The 24,421-nt window shown below is 28.9% G+C and carries 20 protein-coding genes, 1 tRNA gene, 1 pseudogene and 1 riboswitch; of the genes and pseudogenes, 8 read left to right on the top strand and 14 right to left on the bottom strand.

From position 1 onward, the window contains the following. The 3 genes from L992_RS07260 to L992_RS07250 form a co-directional block, all read right to left on the bottom strand. Positions 1-76 (bottom strand) — tRNA-Gly (locus L992_RS07260). Positions 77-165: 89 nt separating this feature from the next. After that, positions 166-1,770 (bottom strand): ABC-F family ATP-binding cassette domain-containing protein, encoded by a 1,605-nt coding sequence (locus L992_RS07255; protein WP_047383091.1) that lies wholly within the window; start codon positions 1,768-1,770, stop codon positions 166-168. A gap of 121 nt (positions 1,771-1,891) precedes the next feature. Beyond that, positions 1,892-4,843, bottom strand: a complete 2,952-nt coding sequence (locus tag L992_RS07250) for a glycoside hydrolase family 2 TIM barrel-domain containing protein (RefSeq protein ID WP_047395342.1) — start codon at positions 4,841-4,843, stop codon at positions 1,892-1,894. A gap of 196 nt (positions 4,844-5,039) precedes the next feature. Here L992_RS07250 and L992_RS07245 point away from each other — a divergent pair, with 196 nt between their 5' ends. The 6 genes from L992_RS07245 to L992_RS07220 all read left to right on the top strand — a co-directional run bounded on the left by L992_RS07245 (position 5,040) and on the right by L992_RS07220 (position 10,538). After that, positions 5,040-5,705 (top strand): M48 family metallopeptidase, encoded by a 666-nt coding sequence (locus L992_RS07245; RefSeq protein WP_047383095.1) that lies wholly within the window; start codon positions 5,040-5,042, stop codon positions 5,703-5,705. Beyond that, a complete protein-coding gene (locus tag L992_RS07240; protein ID WP_052191749.1) occupies positions 5,702-6,301 on the top strand; it encodes an ECF-type riboflavin transporter substrate-binding protein in 600 nt (199 codons plus the stop codon). The genes L992_RS07245 and L992_RS07240 overlap by 4 nt, the downstream gene beginning before the upstream one ends. 14 nt (positions 6,302-6,315) lie before the next feature. Further along, positions 6,316-8,004, top strand: coding sequence for an ABC transporter ATP-binding protein (locus tag L992_RS07235; RefSeq protein ID WP_047383097.1), 1,689 nt, complete (start codon positions 6,316-6,318; stop codon positions 8,002-8,004). Continuing rightward, positions 8,004-8,834 carry an energy-coupling factor transporter transmembrane protein EcfT gene (locus tag L992_RS07230; protein ID WP_047383098.1) on the top strand — a complete coding sequence of 277 codons (831 nt, stop codon included), beginning with the start codon at positions 8,004-8,006 and terminating at the stop codon, positions 8,832-8,834. The genes L992_RS07235 and L992_RS07230 overlap by 1 nt, the downstream gene beginning before the upstream one ends. A gap of 88 nt (positions 8,835-8,922) precedes the next feature. After that, positions 8,923-9,522 (top strand): hypothetical protein, encoded by a 600-nt coding sequence (locus tag L992_RS07225; RefSeq protein ID WP_156110660.1) that lies wholly within the window; start codon positions 8,923-8,925, stop codon positions 9,520-9,522. Continuing rightward, a complete protein-coding gene (locus L992_RS07220) occupies positions 9,519-10,538 on the top strand; it encodes an EpsG family protein (RefSeq protein WP_047383102.1) in 1,020 nt (339 codons plus the stop codon). The genes L992_RS07225 and L992_RS07220 overlap by 4 nt, the downstream gene beginning before the upstream one ends. Before the next feature lie 42 nt (positions 10,539-10,580). Here the strand turns inward: L992_RS07220 and L992_RS07215 are convergent, their stop codons facing one another. From L992_RS07215 to L992_RS07180, 7 genes and pseudogenes are all read right to left on the bottom strand, one after another. Next, positions 10,581-10,883: an FMN-binding protein gene (locus tag L992_RS07215; RefSeq protein ID WP_047383103.1), complete on the bottom strand. Its 303-nt coding sequence runs from the start codon at positions 10,881-10,883 to the stop codon at positions 10,581-10,583. A gap of 130 nt (positions 10,884-11,013) precedes the next feature. Then, positions 11,014-12,393, bottom strand: coding sequence for a sodium:alanine symporter family protein (locus L992_RS07210; RefSeq protein WP_047383104.1), 1,380 nt, complete (start codon positions 12,391-12,393; stop codon positions 11,014-11,016). 126 nt (positions 12,394-12,519) lie between these two features. After that, positions 12,520-12,614, bottom strand: a riboswitch (glycine riboswitch). A gap of 171 nt (positions 12,615-12,785) precedes the next feature. Further along, positions 12,786-13,685, bottom strand: a complete 900-nt coding sequence (locus tag L992_RS07205; RefSeq protein ID WP_047383105.1) for an ROK family protein — start codon at positions 13,683-13,685, stop codon at positions 12,786-12,788. An 11-nt stretch (positions 13,686-13,696) separates the two neighbouring features. After that, positions 13,697-14,566: an N-acetylneuraminate lyase gene (locus L992_RS07200; protein WP_047383107.1), complete on the bottom strand. Its 870-nt coding sequence runs from the start codon at positions 14,564-14,566 to the stop codon at positions 13,697-13,699. Positions 14,567-14,589: 23 nt separating this feature from the next. Continuing rightward, positions 14,590-16,418, bottom strand: a pseudogene (locus L992_RS07195) (TRAP transporter large permease subunit). Between the two features lie 30 nt (positions 16,419-16,448). Continuing rightward, a complete protein-coding gene (locus L992_RS07185) occupies positions 16,449-17,435 on the bottom strand; it encodes a sialic acid TRAP transporter substrate-binding protein SiaP (protein ID WP_047383110.1) in 987 nt (328 codons plus the stop codon). Between the two features lie 52 nt (positions 17,436-17,487). Further along, positions 17,488-18,483, bottom strand: coding sequence for a LacI family DNA-binding transcriptional regulator (locus tag L992_RS07180; protein WP_047395336.1), 996 nt, complete (start codon positions 18,481-18,483; stop codon positions 17,488-17,490). Positions 18,484-18,636: 153 nt separating this feature from the next. On the opposite strand from L992_RS07180, the gene L992_RS07175 reads away from it, so the two are divergent. Beyond that, positions 18,637-19,047, top strand: a complete 411-nt coding sequence (locus tag L992_RS07175) for a hypothetical protein (RefSeq protein ID WP_047383114.1) — start codon at positions 18,637-18,639, stop codon at positions 19,045-19,047. Between the two features lie 37 nt (positions 19,048-19,084). Here L992_RS07175 and L992_RS07170 read toward each other — a convergent pair whose 3' ends face one another. Both L992_RS07170 and L992_RS07165 read right to left on the bottom strand, forming a co-directional pair. Next, positions 19,085-19,870: a Cof-type HAD-IIB family hydrolase gene (locus L992_RS07170; RefSeq protein WP_047380383.1), complete on the bottom strand. Its 786-nt coding sequence runs from the start codon at positions 19,868-19,870 to the stop codon at positions 19,085-19,087. Between the two features lie 69 nt (positions 19,871-19,939). Beyond that, positions 19,940-21,403, bottom strand: a complete 1,464-nt coding sequence (locus tag L992_RS07165) for an ABC transporter substrate-binding protein (RefSeq protein ID WP_052193936.1) — start codon at positions 21,401-21,403, stop codon at positions 19,940-19,942. Between the two features lie 107 nt (positions 21,404-21,510). Between L992_RS07165 and L992_RS07160 the strand changes: the two genes are divergently transcribed. Next, positions 21,511-22,917, top strand: coding sequence for a PLP-dependent aminotransferase family protein (locus L992_RS07160; protein WP_047380385.1), 1,407 nt, complete (start codon positions 21,511-21,513; stop codon positions 22,915-22,917). Between the two features lie 7 nt (positions 22,918-22,924). On the opposite strand, the gene L992_RS07155 is transcribed toward L992_RS07160, so the two are convergent. After that, positions 22,925-23,437: an NUDIX hydrolase gene (locus L992_RS07155; protein ID WP_047380386.1), complete on the bottom strand. Its 513-nt coding sequence runs from the start codon at positions 23,435-23,437 to the stop codon at positions 22,925-22,927. 2 nt (positions 23,438-23,439) lie between these two features. Further along, positions 23,440-24,309 (bottom strand): RluA family pseudouridine synthase, encoded by an 870-nt coding sequence (locus L992_RS07150; RefSeq protein WP_047395333.1) that lies wholly within the window; start codon positions 24,307-24,309, stop codon positions 23,440-23,442. Between the last annotated feature and the right edge of the window lie 112 nt (positions 24,310-24,421).

The raw sequence follows: 24,421 nt of genomic DNA, 5'->3' as shown, positions 1-24,421 counted from the left end.
TGGAGCGGGAGACGAGGGTCGAACTCGCGACATTCAGCTTGGAAGGCTGACGCTCTACCAACTGAGCTACTCCCGCTAACGTCTTGAAGGAATCCCTCAAGACAAAAAAATTGTATCATAATTTATAAATAATGTCAATAACTTTTTTCTTTTTTGAAAAAATTATTAATTTTTTATTCTAAATCTCTTATCACGAATATCATAAGTTACAAATCCAATTCTTCTCATAAGAACTTTATCGTGGCTTACTAATATAACTGCTCCTGGATAATCTAATAACATATTTGCTATAGCTGTTCTAGAGTAGTCATCCATATATGTTGTAGGCTCATCTATTATAAGTAGGTCTGTTTCCATTAAAGTATTTGTGAATATCTCTAATCTCTTTTTCTCTCCACCTGATAACATGAATATTCTCTTATCTCTGAACTCTAGCTCATTGTTATATAAGTTATCTATCGCTGCCTCTATAAACTCATCTGACAATCCAGTCTTCTCTTTTAAATAGTCTTTGATATACATATTTTCATTAGCGAAAACTGTATCTTGCTCTATGAAAGCAACAGTCGCTTTTTCATTTATAAATACCTCACCTGATGTAGGTTGATCTAATCCAGCAATAATCTTTAATAATGTAGATTTTCCTGAACCATTCTCTCCAACGATACATATTTTTGTATCTCTATCTACAACTAAGTTAGCATCTTTATATAGCATCTTATCTGGATACTCTTTCATAACATCTTTTAAAACTACGATTGGCCCTTCAAACTCTTTTTTTCCAGTTATCATAACATCTTCTGGAGCATCGATATAGTCATATTTGTACTCTGGTGAGAACTTGATTCTCTCTCTTTGAAGTCTTTCTAACTCTTTTCTCATTCTTCTTAAAATAACAGCATGAGCATGTTTATTATTACATCTTTCTAGTAACTTTAATTTTCTTTCAATAGCGTCTTGAGTTTCTTCGATTACCTCTTCAGTTTCTCTATTTTTCTTTTTTCCTTCAGCTATTCTAACTTTTTTCTCTTTTAAATATTTTTGGTGGTCACACTCGTAAACTCCAACTTCAAAATTGTCGATATCAAATATCTTAGTTGCAAAAGTTCTTATAAAATCAACATTATGTGATATTACTAAGAAAGCTTTTGGACTACCATTTATATAATCTGTTAACCAAGCTGTCTTTTTCTTATCAAAGAACGATAGAGGCTCATCTAAAATTATTAAATCAGAATCACTAAATAGTGTCGTTGCTAATCTAATATACTGTCTTTCTCCTCCACTTAACTCTCTGAATTTTTTATCTAACTTATCAGTTAATTCAAACGTTTCAATGAACTCTGATTGAATATGGATATATGAGTATCCACCTAAGCTTTCAAACTCATCTGATAACTTTGAATATTTCTCCATTACTTTTTCATCGTTATCCATATCTCCAGTGAACTCTGCTGAAACTGCATCTAATTCTGCTTGAACAGCCATTACCTTTTGGAACGGTGAATTTAATAACTCTTGTACATTGCTATCTAAATCCAATCTTCCAAATTGATCGAAGCAAGCTATAACAGCTTCCTCTTCTCTAGTTACTCTTCCTCTATCTGGTGACTCTGCTCCAGTTAGAAGTTTTATTAAAGTAGATTTTCCAGTTCCGTTGTTTCCAACAAGAGCTATTTTATCTCCAGAATTTACTTCTAAATCTACATGTTTATATAAATTTTGTGAAAAAAATGATTTCGATACATTTTTAAACTCTATTATAGTCATTTTCATCTCCTATTTTCTATTAAATTTAACGTATTATTATACCATGATTTATATTTTTTAGCAATATGAGCCTTGAAAAATAAGAAAAGCTAGAAGAGTAAAAACCCTTCTAGCTTTTCTATTAAATATTCGCTTCTAATGTATATGTAAATACATATTTTTTATTACTTCTAACTAAATATTCATCATGTGTTGGTGCTCCCCAAGAATCATCTCCTCCAACTCCCATCTGAATCATATTTATATTTAAAGCTGTACAATGTGATTTTGGTAACTCATAGTGATGATATGCACTTTCAATCTCATTTACAGTATAAGGTAAGGCACTGAATTCAAATGGAATATCACCTGAAACTTTTATTCCAAATCCCGTTTTATCAGTTATCTCTGCCCATCTCGTTCCAATTCTATTTCCACACTCTTGTGGTATTACATATTGACTCATATTTTTTTCTACATCACTTTCAAATATTCCAAGTCTGGCACCATGAACTCTATCTATATAGTTTTCCTCTGGTCCCATTCCATACCACTTTATCTCTGAATACTCTTTTGGCAACTTATAGCTCATTCCAAACAGTGGCATATCTGATAATCCTTCAACTCCATCATACTCCATAGTTACTTTAATCTTTCCATCTGCAAATCCTTCATAGCTTAAAACAACTGTTGTTGCTGGAATTATAGGTAAATCGTAAGTTGCCTTTATTTGGATAGAATTTTCCTTTTCAAAAGTTTCAACACTGCTCATCTTAGCATAACTAGAAGCTAATTTCCATTGAGCATATCTAAATGGCATCTTATTTCCTCTATCATTATCAGTTGAAGCTCTCCAGAAGTTAGGCATCACAACACCATCTACAAACTCTTTTCCACAAAGTTTTAAAGAGATTAATCCACCATAAGCTTTCGAGAATATAAGTTCTGAGTTTTTAGTTTTTATACCTATATTAAATCCACCATCTATTAAAGTTGGTTTTCCTTCTAAATTATTTTTTAGTTTTGCTTCTACTTTATAAACTTTTTGTCCAAAACATATTTCATGACCTTTAGACGCATAGAATCTATCCTCTTTTAAATGTAATGAAACTTCAATCGTATATTCTCCACTATCTTTCATTTTCGGAAGATGTAACTTAAACTCCTTCTCAGATAATGGTTTAACAGCACACTCTAAAGAATCTTCAGAAATTAAAACTCCATTTTTTAATAGTTTCACTCTAGTTTCATACTCGTTACAATTCGTAAATAAACTTTCGTTATAAATTGTGAAGCTTTTTTCTGTTACTGTTATTTTATAATCCGAGAATAACTGCTTTATCTCTTGAACTTTTGGTGAAATCTGTCTATTTCCATAGATTATTCCATTTACACAGAAATTATAATCTGTTGGTCTATCTCCAAAATCTCCACCAAAAGCTAAATAATCATTTCCAAATGGATCTTTTTTCATAAGTGATTGGTCTATGTAGTCCCAAATAAATCCACCTTGATACATAGGGTATTTTCTTTCTAACTCTGTATATTTATGAAGCCCTCCATTTGAATTCCCCATAGCATGAGAGTATTCACAAAGTACAAAAGGTTTTTCTGGTGTTTCTTGTAAATACTTTTCTATCTCATGAACTTTTGCATACATTCTACTTTCCATATCTGAAGTTTTATCATATCTTCTATCCCAGAATACTCCTTCATAATGAACAACTCTAGTTTTATCTAGCTCTCTTAAGTATTCTGACATTTTAAATATGTTCTCTCCACCAAACGACTCATTTCCACAAGACCAAATTACAACTGAAGAGTAGTTTTTATCTCTTTCAAACATAGATTTAGTTCTATCCATAACATTTTCTAACCATTCAGGATTGTTATTTGGAATTACTTTCTCTGGACAAGGTTGTCCTAGAATTTGCCAAGTTCCATGTGTTTCTAAGTTTACTTCATCTATAACGTAAAGTCCGTGTTCATCACAAAGTTCATACCACCTAGTTTGATTAGGATAGTGTGATGTTCTAACAGCATTGAAGTTATTAGCTTTTAAGAATTTTATATCCCAAATCATATCCTCTTCTGTTACTGCTCTTCCGTTATAACAACTAAATTCATGCCTATTTACACCTTTAAAAACAACACGTTCTCCATTTATTTTCATTATTTTATCTTCAATTTCAAATTTTCTAAATCCAAAGTTTTGAGAACACTCCTCTATAACTTTTCCAGTCAAAGAGTCCTTTACTATAACTCTTACTTCATAAAGGTTTGGCTTTTCTGCACTCCATAATTTTGGATTCTCGAACTTTTTTGATAATTCTATTTTTAAATTTTTCTCTATTTTCAATTTATTTTCTTCAACACTTAAAACAACTTCATTTTTGTCTAAAAGCTGCATCTCAATATCAACAGTTGTTTCCTTTTCACTTTCTATCTTTAAGATATTTTTTAAAATGGCTTTTTTAAATCCATTTCCTAAGTCTGATATTATAAACATATCTTTTATATGAACCTCAGGTGTCGAGTATAAATAAACATCTCTAAATATTCCACTTAATCTCCAGAAATCTTGGTCTTCTAACCAACTTCCACTACACCACTTATAAACTTTAGCTTTTATCTCTGCCTTTCCTTCCTTTATATATGGTGTTAAATCAAACTCACTCGGTGTAAAACTATCCTCACTGTAACCCACAAACTCATCATTACAATAAAGTTCTAAACACGACTCTACTCCTTGGAAAGAGATATAAACTGGTCTGTCTTTCCAATCTTTTGGAATAACTACTTCTTTTTTATAGATACCAAATGGATTGAACTCTTTTGGAACCTCCCCAGGTTCTAAATTTTCTCTTCCATCCCAAGGATACATTGTATTTACATATTGTGGCTCTCCATACCCCTGAAGTTCCATATGTCCTGGGACTTTTATTTTTGACCAATTTGGTGAATCACAGTATGAAAAATCCCAAATACCATTTAAAGATTTTTTCCATTCTATATTTAGACCTGAATATTTATGATTTGAATGTGCACTTAACCTATTTATTTTAAAAACTCTTGGATTATGTAAATTTTCCATAAAATCCTCCCCTACTTATTTAAATTAAATTACTAATATATAATCATAATTTACTAAATATAGCAATTAACTACAAAAAGTTATCAAAAACTTTATTAACTTATTAAAAAAAGTTCATTTCATATTATTTTTTATTTGGCAAATCAAAGTATTGTGGTAAAATATACTCAATTGACAAAATTTTGAAGGTGATTAGATGAAGTACAATGTCATTATTACTAAAAAAAATATAAAAAATATTATTCTCAAAGTTAAAGGTGATGGTACAGTTACTCTTTCAGTTCCCAAAAGAACAACAAACGATTTTATTGAATCTTTTCTTAAATCTAAGAATGAATGGATTCTAAAAAATCTCGAAAAAATAAAAAAAAATCCAGTTAAAGCAGTTGACAAATCATATAAAAATGGAGACAATATAGAGTATCTTGGAAAAAATTATATTTTAAAAATTTTTACTAGTACCTCTAATAAAATTGAAGTTGATAAAGACTCTTTAATAATTTTTACTAACAAAGAGATAACTGAAAAAAATATAGAAACTCTTCTATATAATTGGTACAAAGAAAAAGCCTCAGAAATTTTTAAAATATCTTTAAATAAATATAGTAATCTTATCGGTGAAAATTTTTTAGATTTTAAAATTCGAAGAATGAAACGTCGTTGGGGATCTTGTCGGTATCTAAGTAAGATTATTACACTGAACTTAGAACTTATTCGAAAGCCTCAAGAGTGTATTGATTATGTTTGTCTACATGAGGTAGCTCATTTAAGATATCCGCATCATCAAAAAGAGTTTTGGGATTTTATAAAAATCTATATGCCTGATTGGAAGATTAGAAAAGAAAGGTTGGACAAAATATGATTAAAAAGTATATTGGAGAAGATGGATTCAGATATTATGTAAAAAAAACTGAACTATTTTCTACAAAAAATGTTGTTGCAATAGGTATTGGAGCTGCACTGTACAGTGTTCTTTCTGGAGTAGCTATCCCTGTTGGTCCTAACACATCATTTAGAATAGCTGTTGCTCTTCTTACAATTTTTGGAGCTATATTCGGACCTGTTGTTGGGTTTTTTGTTGGATTTGTTGGGCATGCTTTAAATGATATGATTATGTGGGGAAGTGTTTGGTTTAGTTGGGTATTCCTTTCAGCTGTTATTGGACTTTTTGGAGGAATGATTGCACTGGATAAAAGTTTCTCTTTAGAAACAGGACACGTTACTAAGTTCCATATCTTTAAGATGTACGTGTACTCAATCTTAGGAATGATTGCTGCTGGACTTGCTGCATATGTCGGAGACGTGTATTTTTATGGTGAACCTGCTCAGAAAGTTTGGATTCAAATAGCTTTAGCTACATTTACAAACTTTGTTGTTACTGCTGCCTTAGGTATTCCTATTATTCTTGGAATTGCAGCTAGAAAAAGAAAATATTCAAATTTAAAAATAGAAGATTAATTAAAGGAGTATAGATGATTAACGTAGTAGAATTTAAAGATTTTACTTTTAAATATGTAAATCAATTAGAACCGACTCTAAAAAATATCAATTTAGAGATTAAAAAGGGTGAAAAAGTTCTAATTGCTGGACCAAGTGGTAGTGGAAAATCTACTCTTGGAAGCTGTTTAAATGGTATTGTTCCCTTTTCTAAAGAGGGAGGTTTCAAAGGAACTTTAACTGTTAATGGTATAGAACCTTATGAGACAAGTATTTTTGATATCAGTAAAAATGTTGGTACAGTTTTACAAGATCAAGACGGACAATTTATAGGTCTAACTGTTGGAGAGGATGTTTCTTTCATCGATGAAAATAATCTTGTTCCACAAGAGGAGATGATTAGAGATACTAAAAATGCACTATCAACTGTTGCTATGGATAATTTTATAAATCATAGTCCACAAGAACTTTCTGGTGGACAAAAACAATCTGTATCTTTGGCTGGAATAATGAGAAGTTCTGCTGATATCCTTCTTTTTGATGAACCTCTAGCAAACCTTGACCCATATAGTGGAAAACATGCTATGAAACTTATCTGTGATATTCAAAAGAAGACAGGAAAAACAATTATCGTTATCGAACACAGAATAGAAGATGTTTTAGAGCAAGATTTCGATAGAGTTATTGTTTTAAATAAAGGAGAGGTTGTTGCTAACGGAACTCCTGAAGAACTATTCAGAAAAGATATTTTCAGAAAATATGGTCTTAGAGAACCTCTTTATATTGAAGCTTTAAAATATTCTGGTGTTGATTTAGAAAAAGATTCTATCTATCCAATTACAGAAATTGGAACTCCTGAAAATATTGAAAAAGTAAAAAAATGGTGTGATTCTATTAAAATTAAAAAGAATGAATTCAAAGAAAATATTTTAGATATTAAAAATATATGTTTTTCTTATAATGAAGAGAAATCTATATTAAAAAATGTAAACTTCTCTGTTAATAAAGGTGAAATCTTAGCTCTTTTAGGAAACAATGGAGCTGGAAAGTCTACTCTTTGTAAGGTTATAACTGGAATTGAAAAAGAAACTTCTGGAGATATAGTTCTTCTTAATAAAAGTATTATTAAAGAGAGTATCAAAAGAAGAGGAGAAAAAATAGGATTTGTTATGCAAAATCCAAATCATATGATAACACAAGAAACTCTTCTTGAAGAGGTTCAGTTTGGATTAAAAATAAGAGGTATTAAAAATTATATTGAAAAAGCTGAAAAATCTTTAGAAATTTGTGGTCTTCATGAATTTAGACATTGGCCTGTTACATCTCTTAGTTATGGACAGAAAAAAAGGCTAACAATTGCTGCTATTTTAGCTTTAGAACCTGAAGTTTTGATTTTAGACGAGCCTACTGCAGGACAGGATTATAAAAGATATAAAGAGTTTATGAGCTTCATTAAGGAGGTTGCTAAAAATGGAGTTGGAATTATTCTTATAACTCACGATATGCATCTTGCTTTAGAATATGCTAATAGAGCAGTAGTTTTATGTAATGGAAATATTGCTGCAAATAACACTCCTACAATTATTTTAGGTGAAAAAGAGTTGATGGAAAAATCTAATTTAAAAGAAACATCTCTTTCACAAATGGCTCAAATAATGGAGTTGAATTCAGAAATACTAATGAATTCATTTATTAACTTTGAAAATATAGGAGGTGCTAAGTAATGTCTAGAGCTGGTACTTTATATATTGATAAAGATTCTGCTATACATTCAATAGATGGAAGTATAAAATTCTTACTACTTCTTGTCTGGACTGCTTCAGTGTTTTTATTTAATGATTTTAGGATATTTGTAACATTTTTCATTGTTGGAATGACACTTTTAAATGTTGCTAAAATCCCTTTTAAATCAATAAAACCATTATTCCAATTTATTGTTATCTTTACTATTTTGAATTCTCTATTCCTAATAGTTGTAACTCCCGAATATGGTTCAACTTTAACTGGTACTACCACTGCACTTTTAACAATCAAGGGAATTACCCTTTCATTAGAAACTGTTTGGTTTGCTCTAACTCTTTCTATGAAATATCTTGCTGTTTTTCCTATAATGATGCTGTTTATATTTACAACTCATCCAAGTAAATTTGCAAGTAGTTTAAATAAAATTGGAGTTTCGTACAAAGTTGCTTACGCTATAAATATTGCTCTTAGATATATTCCTGATGTAAGAGATGAATTCAAAAATATTATGCATGCACAAGAAGCTAGAGGAGTGGCTTTCAGAAAAGAGGATGCAAATATTTTAACAAGGCTTAGAAATTACAATACAATCCTATTCCCACTAGTACTTTCATCTCTAAATAGAGTTGAAGTTATTTCTAATGCCATGGATTTAAGAGGTTTTGGCCATAAAAATAAAAGAACTTGGTATAGTTCTCAAAAATATGGAAAAATTGACTTTATAAGTTTAATTTTAATGATTTTACTTTTAGTTTTATCTATATATTTAAAAATATATGTTTTAAAAGGATTCTGGTATCCTTTTAATTAATATATCTAGTAAAGAACCTCTTTTTAGGAGGTTTTTTTTATTTTTGTGGTATTTAAATATAGGAGAAAAAATCTTATGGGAGGTTTCTATGTCAAATCAGCTTTTAAAATTAATGAAAAAAAATATGAAAATTTTTCTTACAATCTTTTTTATATGTATATCTTTTACAGGTTATATTTATAGTATAAAACCTATCACTTATTCAGCAAAAGGATTTTTTAAATATATTGAACCTAATGGGCAAACTAAAATAACTAAAACTGATGTAAATGGAATAATTACTTATGAAAGTTTTACTCCTGGCGATGGTGGACTTTATATTCCTAGTTTAATCAAAAAAGATTCTTTAAAATTATCATTGAATAATGGTAACGGTATATATACAATTACTGCTAAAGCTTTTGATTCTACTACTCCTATAAATGAGGTTAACAATTTTTTATCTGAACTTTTAAAAATTAATACAAATTTTTTAAACGATAAACTTTTATCAATTGAAGAAGAAGAGAAAAAAATAAAAATTTACAATTTAATTAAAAATCCTATGATATCATTTCCTTTAATTATTGAAGCTGATAAAGTTGAAATAGTTGATAAGCGTTATTTAATAATATTTTATGGATTTATTTTATCTTTTTTTATTTCTTTAACTATATCTATTTTAAAAGAGAGGATTGATGAAGTATGATTTTTGTTCTGAGTATTTTTGGAATTTTTTTATTCTATTCTATTTTTTTTACAGAAGATATCTACGAAAAACAGATTTTAATTATGCCTTTAAGTATTTTGATTCTATTCACAGGTAGCAGAATCAATGTTGGTGGATATGACTATCACGTTTATAAATATTTTTATGAGCTTCCATATTTTCAAAATCCATATGGATATGAAAAATTATTTCTTATTTTAAAAGATTTTTCAAAATTTATTGGATTAGATTATAACTATTTCTTATTTTTTTTAAGCTTAATTTTTAATTTTATTATTTATAAAATTTTTATTACCTACAGTATGTATCCTACTTTATCTTTTTTAATATATTTATCAACTTTTTACTATTGGCATAATTTTACAATTATTCGAAATTTTATTTCAATTTTAATATTTTGGATAAGTTTAAAATATATTCTCCAAAGAAAACTAATAATTTATTTTTGCTTAATTACTATAGCCTGTCTTTTTCATAAAACAGCTATTATTTTATATCCATTGTATTTTTTTCTTAACTATAAACAAACTAAAAATTCTTTAATCTATCTATTAGGAATGGGTGTAATTATCAATCCTATCTCATATTTAATCTTTAAATTAAATATAAACTTTTTGGGATTGAGCGAGCGTTTAAATAGATACTCTCACATAATTGAATCCGGCAATTTTTATGAGTTTTCAGAACTATTTATAATTGTTTTTATTAGTTTATTTTTTATCAAAATTGCTGATTCAAAAGAAAATCTGTTTATAAATTTGAATATCTTTGCTCTTTTTATTTTCATAAGTTTTTATAGATTTGCTATTATTTTAAGATTTTTAGAATATTTTAGAGTTGGAATTTTTATTACTATTCCATTTATTTTATCTCGAATCGAAAATAAATTTATTCGAAATCTTCTTTTTATAACTCTACTTCTATATCTAACTTTTAAATATTATGACACTGTAACAGCTTATGCGATTTATAACTATAATACTTGGTTAATATAAAAAAAGCTGAGACGATCTTACATCTCAGCTTTATTCAACTAACTATTTACCTGTTGCGTTATTTACTGCTTCTAAGAATCCTTCAGAAGTGTAAGTAGCTCCTGCTACTACATCTACTTGTGACGATTGTGCTTCAATAACTCTTTTTGTTAACTCTTCAATTGCTGGATTCGAAATTCCTGGAGTGTCGCTATTTTCTTTTACTTCTATAGCTGTTATTTTATCTCCATCCATTGTTACCGCAACTTTTATATCATCTGCATATCCTAATCCAGTTCCTTCTTTTACTTCAGCTAATGCCACTGTTGATAACATTACTAACATTGATATTAAAAACTTTTTCATAATAATCCACCCTTCTTAATCGTTAATCTTAATATGGATTATACTGTATACTACCATTTTATGTCAAGAAAGAAATACACTTAATTCCAATTTTAATCACTTTTAACTCATTTTCAACTCAATTTTTAAGCTATAATGTTACCGCTTCTTTTCCTATCTCATTTTCTGGAAGAACATCATACTCTTTCATAGCATTTCTAGCATATTTTCCTAGTGCTAGTAATGCTATTAAATTCGGAAGAACCATCATTCCATTAAACATATCAGCTAATTCCCAAACTAATTCAACCTTCATTACTGATCCTATAACAATCATAATCATTACTACTGCTCTGTAAACATTAACTGATTTTTTATTTTTAAAGATGTATCTCACATTTGCTTCTCCAAAGAAATACCATCCTACTATTGTTGAGAATGCAAAGAACAGTAAACAAATCGCTATAAATACTTCTCCAAACGTTCCTAAAGTTTTAGCAAAAGCTCCTTGAGTTAATACGATTCCAGCTCCAGAAGCCAAAGATACTTTAGATGTTAATATTACTAACGCTGTTCCTGTTAAAACTATAAAAGTATCTATGAAAACTGTTATTACAGCTACAATTCCTTGCTCTCCTGGATGTGATACCTTTGCTATTGCATGAGCATGAGGTGTTGATCCCATCCCTGCTTCATTTGAGAATAAACCTCTTGCAACTCCATATCTAACAGCTTGCTTTACGCTAACTCCCATAGCTCCTCCAAAAGCTGCCTGAGGATTGAAAGCTGAATAGAAAATAGACGTTACTGCTGGTATTATTTCCTTATAATTTATCATTATTATTATTAGACAAGCTAATATATACAATCCTGCCATTACGGGAACAATTTTTTCTGTTACCGATGCTATTCTTTTTATTCCTCCAAAGAATACAAATCCTGCTAAAACTGAAACTACAATTCCCACTAAAGCTGGAGATGCTCCAAAAGCATGTCCAAAAGCTGCTGAAATTGAATTGGCCTGAACCGCATTACCCATAAGTCCTAGAGCACCTATACATGCCATTGCAAAGAAATATGATAACCCTTTTGCTAACTTTTTATTCTTTATTGAGTTTTCTATATAGTATGCTGGTCCACCTGTTACTTGTCCATCTACTCTTTTTTTGAAAACTTGTCCTAATATTGCTTCTACATAAACTGTTGCCATTCCGAAAAATGCACTTGCCCACATCCAGAATATCGCTCCCGGTCCTCCCGAAGCTATAGCTGTTGCTGCTCCTGCTAAATTTCCTGTTCCAACTTGGGCCGCTACTGCTGTAGCCAAAGCTTGGAATGATGACATTCCATTTTTATCTGCTGCTTTACCGTTCAAATTAATTGATCCCGTTACGTGCTTTATTCCCTCTTTAAATTTTCTAATTTGAATAAAATTCAATTTTAAAGTAAAATAAATCCCCGTTCCCATAAGTAATACAATTAAAAAATTCCCCCATAAAAAACTGTTTACACTAGTTACAATATCTTGCATTTGAATTCCTCCTAAAAATTTTTTTAAATGCAAAATTGAATAAAAAAAGAAGGTATTTCAAAAAATACCTTCTGGAATTAAAAAAGAATTATACACAAAAAATAGTCAATACAAAAACTTTTATTGCATAATTCCTCTGTCCTTTTACCTGAGAGTTTAGTCCAAAATTTCTTTTGGGTTTGCTCCTTCGGTGCTCATAGAGTCTCTCCAGAGGCTCGTCCAGTATAGGTCCTCAAGTTTTTCAACTAACCTGAAAGATTCACTTCTTCGGTGGTCATCTCTGACACTCTCCCTATACCTTCAACCGATTTTCTATTCAATTTTTGTTAATCTTATATGGAATCTATTGTAAAATGAAAAGTTTTTTTTGTCAACAACTTTTTTTGAACTTTTTATTTTATTTTTTTCAATAATAGGTGTGAAGCCCCTAACATACCGGCGTCATTGCCTCTCTCAGCCATTTTAATCTGTAGTATATCTAAGTAGTTTTTCATTACTTTTTGTTCTAAACTTTTTTGGAAAATATCTTTTAAAAAATCACCTTGCTTAGATACTCCTCCACCTATAACAATAAGAGAAGGATTAAATATATATATTAAAGTCGCTAGTCCATCTGTAAAATAATCTGCCCATTCATGAACTAATTCTTTATATTCAACGTTATTTTTATGAACCTCTTCAAAGATCTCTTTACCGTTTAATTTTTTACAAAACTTTTCTTCTGCCATTCTTAAAAGTGCTGTTGTTGAAGCATATCCTTGATAGCATCCCTTGTTTCCACAACCACATTGAACTCCATTTTTTACAATTTGAATATGTCCAAACTCTGCTGCTACACTTCCTTCTCCTCTTAAGAGTTCTCCATTTAAAACAACTCCTCCACCAATTCCTGTTCCTATTGTCAAACAAATAAAATTCTCTTTCCCTGCTGCTGCTCCCATCCACATCTCTCCTAGGGCAGCACAATTAACATCATTTTCTAAAACTGCTGGTAAGCCATATCTATCCTCTAATATTTGAACTAAGTTTGTTCCTATCCATCCTGGAATTAAGTTTGTTCCACCAACAACCTTTCCTATCTTACCGTCAATCTGACCAGTCGCTGAAACTGCAATTCCAACTGTTTTATGATTTTTTAGTTCATCAACTATTTTAAATATTTTTTCTAATAGTTGCTCTACTCCTCTATTTGCCTCAGTTGGTAAAGATGAGGAGAAGATAACTTCTCCTCCAGTCCCTACTGAGCCATATTTTATTTCTGTTCCTCCAATATCTATGGCTACTATGTTCATTTCATCTGCTCCTATAAAAAATTTCTTCCAATCTCTTTTGCTGCTTCAACTTTCTCTGCTGAAAGTTTTTTCATCGGTAATCTACAATATCCTATTGCATCTACACCTTTTAATTTTAAAATCTCTTTTATTGTTTGATATAATCCATTCTTTAATATTGCTTCAATTATATCGTTCAAATAAGTCTGTTTTTCTCTCGCTAGAAGAAGGTCTCCCTCTTGAACTAAATTAAATATCTCTTTTGCTATTTTTCCTGTTACATTATAAGTACTTCCAATTGCTCCATCCACTCCTAGCGCTACTGCTGGAAGTAACATCTCATCAAATCCAGCATATATTAGTTTATTAGGGAATGTTTTTCTAACTCTTTCTAATAAATAGAAATCTCCAGCTGTAAACTTTATTCCAATTATTTTTTCATGGCATAAAAGTTCTCCAAACTGATCAACACTCATATTTACTCCAGTTAAAAATGGAATTGAATAGATTATCATATTGTTATTTGTTTCGTTTACAATTGTCATATAATAATTTTTTATCTCTTCAAAATCAAACTTATAATAGAATGGTGTTACCGCTGATAGTGAATCATACCCTAAGCTAGTTGCATATTTTCCTAATTCAACAGCTTCATATAAATCTATAGAACCTACTTGTGCTATCAATTTTACGTCATTTTTAGCTTCATCTTTTACAATCTCAAAAATTCTTTTCTTCATCTCTGTTGAAATCATAAAATTCTCACCAGTACTTCCACCTACATAAAGTCCATCAACCATCATAACGTCAATATTATATCTAACAATATTTCTTGTTCCTTTTTCATCTAAATTTCCATTTTCATCAAACGAAATAAGTAATGCTGAATAAATACCTTTCATCTTGTTCCTCCAGAATTTTTAATTTATGCTCCTAATATTAAATTTGGTACAAATAAAACTATTTGTGGGAAAATTGTTAAAATAATTAAAGTTATAATTATTGGAACCAAAAATGGTATTACCCCTTTGGTTATTGTACTCACTGGAATTTTTCCAACCCGTGATACTACGAAAAGGGCCATTCCCATCGGTGGAGTTAATATTCCAATCATTAAATTCAATGTACTTATAACTCCGAAAAATACCGGGTCAATTCCAAATTGAATAACAACCGGAATTAGCATCGGTAAAACTAATACCTGCAGAGCTAACGCCTCTATAAATGTTCCCAAGAAAATTAAAAGTAGATTTATCATTATTAAAACCATCAATGGCGATTTACCAAATGTTAAAAATACTTCTGCAATTTTCATAGAAATCTGCTCTCTTGCTATAACTTGTCCAAAGAAAGTTACTCCCATTATCATTAAAACTGTTACTCCACTTATCTTTATAGTTTCAATAACATCTTTAACAAATCCCTGTACTGTCAGTTCTTTATATACAAAGAATCCTAAAGCCATTGAATAACAAGTTGCAATTACGGCCGCTTCTGTTGGGGTAAAATATCCCGAGAAAATTCCACCGATTATTATAAATGGAGTAAGTAAAGCCCAAAACGACTCTTTGAAAGATATTAATCTCTCTTGCATAGTAGCTTTTGGAGCTCTTTTATAACCTCTTTTTTTACAAATAAAATAATTCATTATCATCAAAGCAAAGGTTAAAATAATTCCAGGAACAAATCCTCCTAAAAATAATCTTGCTATTGATTGATCGGCTATAACTCCGTATATAATCATTGTTATACTTGGTGGCACTAAAGGACCGATGATACACGATGCTGCAGTTAATCCTCCACATAAATCATCATCATACCCTTCATCTCTCATAGCTTTTATCTCAAGTTGCCCCAATCCTCCTGCATCAGCTAATGCTGATCCAGACATCCCTGAAAATATCAAACTTGCAAATATATTAACATGACCCATTCCACCTGTATAATGACCTAATAAAGCCTTTGCAAATCTAAATATTCTCTCTGTTATTCCAGAACTATTCATCAAAACACCAGTCAAAACAAAGAATGGAACGCTTAATAAACTAAAGCTATCCAAACTATCAACTAATAGTGAACCTACAAAGTAAACTACATTCCAATCAGTTAATGCGAAGAATAGTAATGTCGCAAAAACTAAAGAAAATCCTACTGGAACCCCTACAAAGATAAGTCCAAACCACGATAAAAATGTTAGTATTGTTACCATTCTTCTTTCACCACCTTTTCATCCTCTACTGTTTCAGAATCCTTTTCTTCTTCAATATTTAGATTTTTAGGCTCTATTATAAATTTCCCAGTTTTATAATCCTGAATTAAAACCTGAATAAATCTGATTAACATAAGTAAAGCAATTAAAGGTAGTGCTGCGTACATCCATCCCGAAGATATTTTTAACGCTATCAATTGAAATATCTTTTTTCTTAAAAATAACCTATATCCTATTTGAATCATTGCAAGCAAAGAGATGAATACAACTGATTGAATAAATGTGTTGGCTATTTTTAATCCTCTTCCTGAAAATTTATTGTATAAAAAATCTATAAAAACATGTTGCCTATGTTTCACTCCAATACTTACACCTAACATCCCAGTATATGTAAATAGTAGAATAGCTAACTCTTCACTCCATATAAGAGGAGAGTCAAATACTTGTCTAAAGATGATTTGTGCTATTAGAATAGCAAACATTGTTATAAAAAGTATTGCACCTACAATCTCTTCAATGTTATCAAAAATTTTTCTTATATTCATATTCAACTCCTATACTCACAAATTACTCTCTTATCTTACTGAATTTATCTCATCTAAAGCTTCTTTTCCTAATTTTCCATTATTTTTTATATATACTTCATAGAATGGTTGCATAGCTTTTCTAAATGGTTCTAAATCTGGAGTTGTAACTGTTACCCCTTGCTCTTTAAAGAAATCAATTATACTTGCTTCTTCATCTACAAATAACTTTGTATGATATTGTGCTGCAATTTCAGATTCTGATTTAATTAAATCTTGTAAGTTTTGAGGTAATTTTTTCATTGAAGACCCACTTGCTAAATATAGTTGATCATTTAATATATGATTAGTCATTGCTAAATATTTTTGAACTTCATAGAATTTTTGAGCTCTTATAGCTGATAAAGGATTTTCTTGACCATCAACCGAATTTGTTTGTAGTGCCAAATATACCTCTGAGAATGCCATTGGTGTTGGTGATGCTCCCGTATTTTTAGCATATTCTAAGTTTGAATCAGCTCTTGGAACTCTTAACTTTAATCCTTTCATATCCTCTAAAGAATTAATTGGTCTATTTGACGTAGTTTGTCTTGTTCCATTATACGCTTGTGATAAAATTTCTATATTTAAATTATCTTTTATTTTCTTTTGTAAATTTTTACCAAAAGTTGTGTCAAATGATGCTCTTTTCATATGATCAAAATCTTCAATTACATATGGAAGTGAATACACTTGAGCTTCTGGGAAAAATATATTAAATCTTGAAATTTCTGCAAATCCTAAATCTAAAACCCCAGCAGATAGCTGTTCAAGCATCGATCTATCGTCACCTAATTGAGCTCCTGGATATAACTCTACTATTAGTTGACCATTTGATTTTTCTTTTAAATGATTTGCGAAAGTTTCTGCTGCCTTATATTCATTTGAACTTGTATTTGCAACTAACCCCATTTTTAATTTGTAAACTTTTTCATTCGCCCCAAATGCTACCATTCCAAAAACTAACGTTAATCCTGCTACTTTTAACACTCTCTTCATTAAATCTTCCTCCCTTAAAACTTATTTTTGACTATATATAATAACCTCAGAACTAATCTAAACTCTCTCTAAAAATGATGTCTATTTTAGTTTGAAACCTCTGAGATCTTTTTATATCTGTTTTATATAATAATTCAAAAATTCTTTTTCCGGCTGTATATCCTTGATTGTAGAAATCTTCTGATACTGTTGCAATAACCTTATTGCTTTCTAGTAATCCCCGTATTTTTTCATTAAAACCATTTGTTACAAATTTATAATTATCTTTTTTTACTTCCCCTAAGTATTCGATAATTTCCGGCGCATATCGATTTATATATATTCCTTCTATATCATTCGAAAGATAATCTAAAACTCTCTCTTTATTGTCTAATAAACTCTCTATTTTAACAGGTCCTATATAACTTTTTTGTATCTCGTCTAATTTTGTGGTAAATCCTTTTAAATATTTTTTAGAAGACATTAAATCATCTCCACCATCAATTACTAAAATCTTACCATTTTTTACCGCAATATTTGACATTATATTTGCAGCTATTTTACCCGACTTTGTATATCTCGAGTCTATGTATGTTATCTCACTTGAGAGTTCCTTTCCAATAGAAACAACATGTAGTTCGTTAATTGATGGTAAAATCACTTTTAATATCTCTTCAGTATCTAAAGGAGTTAATATTAATCCGTGAATTTTTTTATCTAAATTTTTTTTTAGAATTTCAATTTGACCGACTCTGTCGCTTATATCAACTTCTAAAATTTTTATCTTTACTCCATAAGCTTTGACCTCATCTTCAAAATCTTTTAAGCCTGCTTTTATTTTTTTAGAATACTCCTCGTTAATTGACTTAGCTATTATAGCAACAATTTTTTTCTTTTCTTTTATTGCTAATGTGCTTCCTAAATAATTTTTTTCATATCCTAACTCTTTTGCTAATTGAAGCACTTTCTCTTTTGTTTCTAGCTTTATATTTTTACTTCCATTGAGTGCCCTAGCCACAGTAGTTCTTGTAATTCCCAATTTTTTAGCTAAATCTTCTTGAGTTACCATTTTACACCTACCTTTGTTCTCGTGAACATGTTCGTTATTAATTTAATACAACATTTTTTGGGATTTGTCAAAATTTTTTTTAATTATTCTTGTAAAAATTTGTAAAAGCATTTATAATATTATGATAAAAGAAGTTTTGAGAGGAGAATATTTATGAAAGTTATTAGTAAAACTAAACCAAAAGGTACAGAATATAATGAACTTAAAAATTTAAAAAAAGCTAAAAGAATTGTTAAAGCCAAAGAAGATAGAAGAAGAGCTGAAAATAAAAGAGTAAATGCTGAAGCTAGAAAAGAAAGAAAAATTGAAAACGAATTCTTTGATAGAGTATCAGAAGTTGAAATTTTAGGATTTAATAAAGGAATGCTTCTTGTTCGTGTTGGTGATGAAGTTGAAAAAAGAAATCTTACTTATGGAAGAAGAAGCGTTGATCTAAAAGATAATATCGCTCTTATTGGTAATTTCCAATTAAAATTATTTGGTGAAATGGTTGAACTTAAAAGATTAAAGAATTTTAATCAAATGAAAGATGAATTAGCTTGGGCTATTTCAGAAGGTATCTAAAATTATAAAAAATAAAAGTGGACTTATGTCCACTTTTTTATATTCTTTGTATTAAAAATTTATACACACCGTGATTATCATTGGTATCAGTAACTTCTTTTGAAATATTTTTCAATTCATCTTCAGCATTTCCCATCGCAACTCCACATCCAACCATCATAAGCATCTCTTTGTCATTATTTGCATCGCCAAACGCTATACAACTTTCTAGCCCTAATCCTTTGTCATTTAATATTTTCTGCAAAGTTTTTCCTTTATTCACATTAGTATTCAAAACTTCTAAATATTTTTCTTGTGAATAAGTTAAATGTACTCTGTCACCTAATGCTTTTTTAATTTCTTTTTCTATTTCTAAAAGATTTACTCTTTCATCTACAAAAAGCGCCTTTGTCATTTCAAGATTATCAAATGTATCAAAATCTTTTTGTACAGCATCCAAGTCTATATTATCTCTATAGTATTTTGTTTGCCAGTTATTTTTATCTTCTACTATCCACTCTTCGTTTTGATATAAATTTAAATGTACTTTATTTCTTCTAGATATTTTAATCAATATGCTTACTATATCCTTTGAAAGTGGTTGTTCATAAATTACTTCATTATTTCTACTATCTACTACCTTTGCCCCATTATAACAAATAGCCGTTATCGGTAATTCTAATTTTTTTATAACTCCTTCTGTTGCACTATACGACCTTCCTGTCACTATAAAAACTTCTATTCCTTTTTTATAAAGCTCTCTTAAAATCGATATATTTTCTTTACTCACTTCTTTTTTAGAATTTAATAGTGTTCCATCTAAATCCAATGCTACTGATTTCATTTAAAGCCACCTCCCTGTATTTGTTATATTATAGCAAAAAATGAGGGAAATTTCCCTCATTTTTATCCATTAATAATGTATATTTTCTAATATATGATTCCCGTTAGGATTGAATTTAAATCCTTTTATTTTTTTATTTAATCCTATTGTATATGTTTTATATACTATCGGTATAATTGGATTTTCTTCAGAAATTATATTTTGAACAGATGTATACTTTTCTTTTCTTTTTGATTGATTTTGCTCTTTTCTGGCTTCTTCTAATAATCTATCTACTTCTTTATTCTCATAAAAACTTCTATTCCCCACTCCACCTTTTGAAGTGCTATGAAGTAATGGATAATATCCATAATCTGCATCTCCAGTACTTGTATACCATAACCCTATCAGAGCATTGTGCTGTCCCATTGCTGATAGTTGTAAAAAAGATGATAGTTCTAATGTTTTTATCTCTACCTCTATTCCAATCTCTTTCAGATTTGCCTGAATAATCTGAGCCATCTGATATTTACTCGTATCTTCATATATCCATAAATCAATTTTTATTGGCAATTCATAATTTTTCACTATCTCTTTTGCTTTTTCTAAATTATATATTTTGTCCTCTTTTGCTGAGTATCCAAATGTATTTGGTGGAATTATAGAATTGGCCACTTTTGATGTATTTTCAAATATCACTTCATTTATTGATTCTTTATCTAAAGCAAAATTAATCGCCTTTCTTAGATTAACATCATTTAAAGGTGCTTTTTCTGTATTAATTGATAAAAAATCTGTTCCGTAAGATAATTCATTAATTACTCTTAATTCCTTGGATTTTTCTAAAGCTTTCACATCTATAGAAGCTATATCATACGCTATTTGTACTTCATTTGTTTCCAATGCAATATATCTATTTGTGGCCTCTGGTATTGTTACAAACTCTATTTTTAAAATTTCAGATTTCTTTTTAAAATAATTTTCATTTCTTTCTAAAATAACTTTAACTCCAGTTCCCCAATCTAATAATTTGAATGCTCCAGTTCCTACTAATTTTCCATCTCTGCTATTTTTTACTATTGCTAACGATGAATGCGTAAAATTATGCAATACTATATTCAAATTTGTTGATGATTTTATTTGAAGATTGTATCTATCAATAACTTCTATACTCTCAATTGGATCTACTAAAACTTTTGTTACAGGGATAGCTTTATTTCTTTCCAAGCTCTCTTTTATAATCACAGCTGTTAATTCTTCTCCATCTTGAAAATAGATATTTTCTCTTACTTTCAATCTCAATATATTTTCTTCAATCTCAAACTTCTCTATTAGTTCACCCTCAATTTTACCGTTATCATCAAGAATAAATAAATTGTTATAAATTTGTTTTGTTATAGCTAATGTTGAACTATCTGTATGTCTATGTGGATCGTAAGATCTAGCACTATATCCCAAAGCAACTTTAATAGTTTCATTACTATTATTAGAAAAAGTAACCACTGAAATTATTATAAAAAAAATAATTTTAAAAAATTTTGAAAAGTTTTTCATTTCTTCCTCCCCTGATTTTATGTTATACTTTTATTAGTATGACATACTTGACTAGATTTTTCAAAAAAATAAAACAAATTGTATTAATACACTTTTTGGAGGTTTTAATGGATAAACTATTTAAAAATTTTAAAATTGATAATAATAAATTTATATATATTCCTTTGTATACTTTTTTAAAAGAAAAAATTGAAAATAAAGAGATTGTAAAAAAATTGCCTTCAATTAGAAAAGTTTCAAACTTTTTAAATATTAGTTCTAATACCGTTGCCAAATCATATTCTGAACTAGAAAAAATAAACTATATAAAAAGTTCTAAAGGAAGTGGATTCTTTATTAATTCAAATTTTTTATTCGGAAAAGAAGAGAAAACTTCAAATCTTGAAAATGATGATTTATATAGTAATAACCATTCTCTTAAAATCGATTTTATTAACTCCACCCCTAACTTTAGCTTTCTTCCTGTTTCAGATATTAAATATGCCATTAATTTTATTTTAGATAGAGACAAAGAAATGGCTTTAATCAATGAAGGACCATTAGGAAATTTAGAGTTAAGAGAAGCTATTAATTTATCATTACAAAGTTTAAATATCTTCACACTAACTGATAATATTCATATTTTATCTGGAGCTCAACAAGGTATTGATCTAATTTCTAAAACTTTAGCATTTTCTAAAGATATTATTGTTGTTGAATCTCCAACTTATTTAGGTGCAGTAAAATCCTTTAAATCTCAAGACCTTACTATTGAAACAATTGATTTAGAAAAAGATGGGCTTAATATTTCACAACTAGAAAAGATTTTATTAAAAAGAAAAATTAAATTTATATATTTAATGGCTAACTTTCAAACTCCCACAGGAATTAATTTATCATTAGAAAAACGAAAAAAACTACTTTTATTAGCAGAAAAATTCGACTTTTTCATAATAGAAGATGACTCTTCTTCTGACTTATATTATTCTGATTTACCTCCATTGCCATTAAAATCTTTAGATCAAAATGACCGTGTTATTTATATCAAAAGCTTTTCAAAAATTTTTATGCCTGGATTTAGATTAGGATTTATTATTGTTCCAAAAATTCTTTTATCATCTTTTTTAAATAACAAATTTTTGAGCGATATAAATACTTCAACTTTATATCAAAAATCTTATGCTTTTCTTTTAAATAGTGGTTTAATTGATAAACATATGAATTCTTGTCGAAAAAAATTAAAGATTATACAAGAATCCATTATTAAAGAGCTATCTCAAATTCCTAATATAAAATATTATCCACCTTCTGGAGGATGCTCAATTTGGATAGAACTTCCCGAAAATATCTCTTCAAAAAGTATATATAACAAATTATTAATTGATAAAGTAGGAATTGTCCCAGGATTAGATTACGAAATGGATAATTTTATAAAACTAAACTTTTCAAGAATTGAAAAAAGAGATATCTCGAATGGAATATCTCTTTTAAAAAATGCTATCAAATTTTTTGAAAATTTAAATATAGAGGAGTGACTTTATGTCACTTCGTTTCTTTCAAATTCTTATATAATGATAAAACATAATGTGTTTTAAAATCATTAGTTGCTTTCACTATATCTTTTAAATTATACCAATAACACTCTAAATCTTCACCTTCATCAAGTTGTTTTTCATAAACTTTTTCCTCTTCTGATTTTAGCTTTATTATGTAAACATATAACTCTTCAGAAGTATATCCAGGTGATAAAATCAATGGTTTTTCTGGAGTATATAATAGTTCAAAACTATCAATTTCATATCCAGTCTCTTCTCTTATTTCTCTTTTTAATGTTTCTTTTGGATCTTCATTATTTTCAATTATTCCTGCTGGAATTTCTAATAATTTTCCATTTACTCCTGGACGATATTGTTCTACTAATAAAACTTTATCTTCTTTTGAGTTTAAAATTAAAGCTGCAATTGCATTTGGTTTTTCTAAAAATTCAAGTTGAATATCTCTTGTTGGATGTTTCTCAATTTTCACTTTTAAAAATTTCAAGTCATTTAATTTCATTTTTACTCTCCTATTATTCTTATAAACTCCTTTGGTGTAGGTGATACAAAACTCATTTTTTTATTTGTTACTGGATGTTGAATTCTTAGTGTATGTGCGTGTAATCCCAATCTTTTTAAAATGTTTGTTTGCGCACCATATTTTTTATCTCCAACTACAGGATGACCAATATCGCTCATATGAACTCTTATTTGATTTTTTCTTCCAGTTTCAAGAGCCGCTTTCAAATATGTATATTTACCTTTTGTTTTTTCAACCTTATAATTTGTTATAGCTAATTTTCCACCTGTTTTATCATCTTTCACAGAGTATGTTGTAAATGCTTTATTTTCTTTCAAATATGATTTTATCTGCCCTTTTTTCTCTTTTACAACTCCCTCAACTATAACTGCATACTCTCTTTCTAAAACTAAATCATTCCAATTTTCTTGAAGTTTATTTTTTACATCTTCTGATTTTGCAAAAATCATAACTCCTGACGTATCTTTATCTAATCTATGCACTATAAAAATTCTTTCTCTTTTATTTTTAGATTTTATATAATCCATCAGCAATTTATAAGCTGTATTTTCATTGCTTTTCTTTTCTGTTGCAATTGATAATAAACCACATTCCTTTTCTATCACTACAATATCTGAATCTTCAAATAAAATTTTTATTCCTTTTGGTGTTTTATCATTTCTATTTTTTTCCCAACTTACTGTAACTTCATCTCCTGGATTTAAAATTAAATTAAATTGTCTTTCTACTTTACCATTTACCATTATCTGCTCTTTTGATAAAAGTGTTTTTATATTGTTCTTACTTTGTTTTGTTAATTTCTCTATTAGAAATTTCATTAGCTCGTTTTTTTCTACTACTTTAAAATTCATAAATATACCTCTTTTTTATTTTTATTATAACATAGGTTTAATTTTATTGCGACAATTTGTCGTGTTTTAATTTTATTGCGACAATTTGTCGTGTTTTAATTTTATTGCGACA

This window comes from Cetobacterium sp. ZOR0034 (assembly GCF_000799075.1).
Classification (GTDB): Bacteria; Fusobacteriota; Fusobacteriia; order Fusobacteriales; family Fusobacteriaceae; genus Cetobacterium_A.
This window is presented reverse-complemented; position numbering and strand designations above follow the sequence as displayed.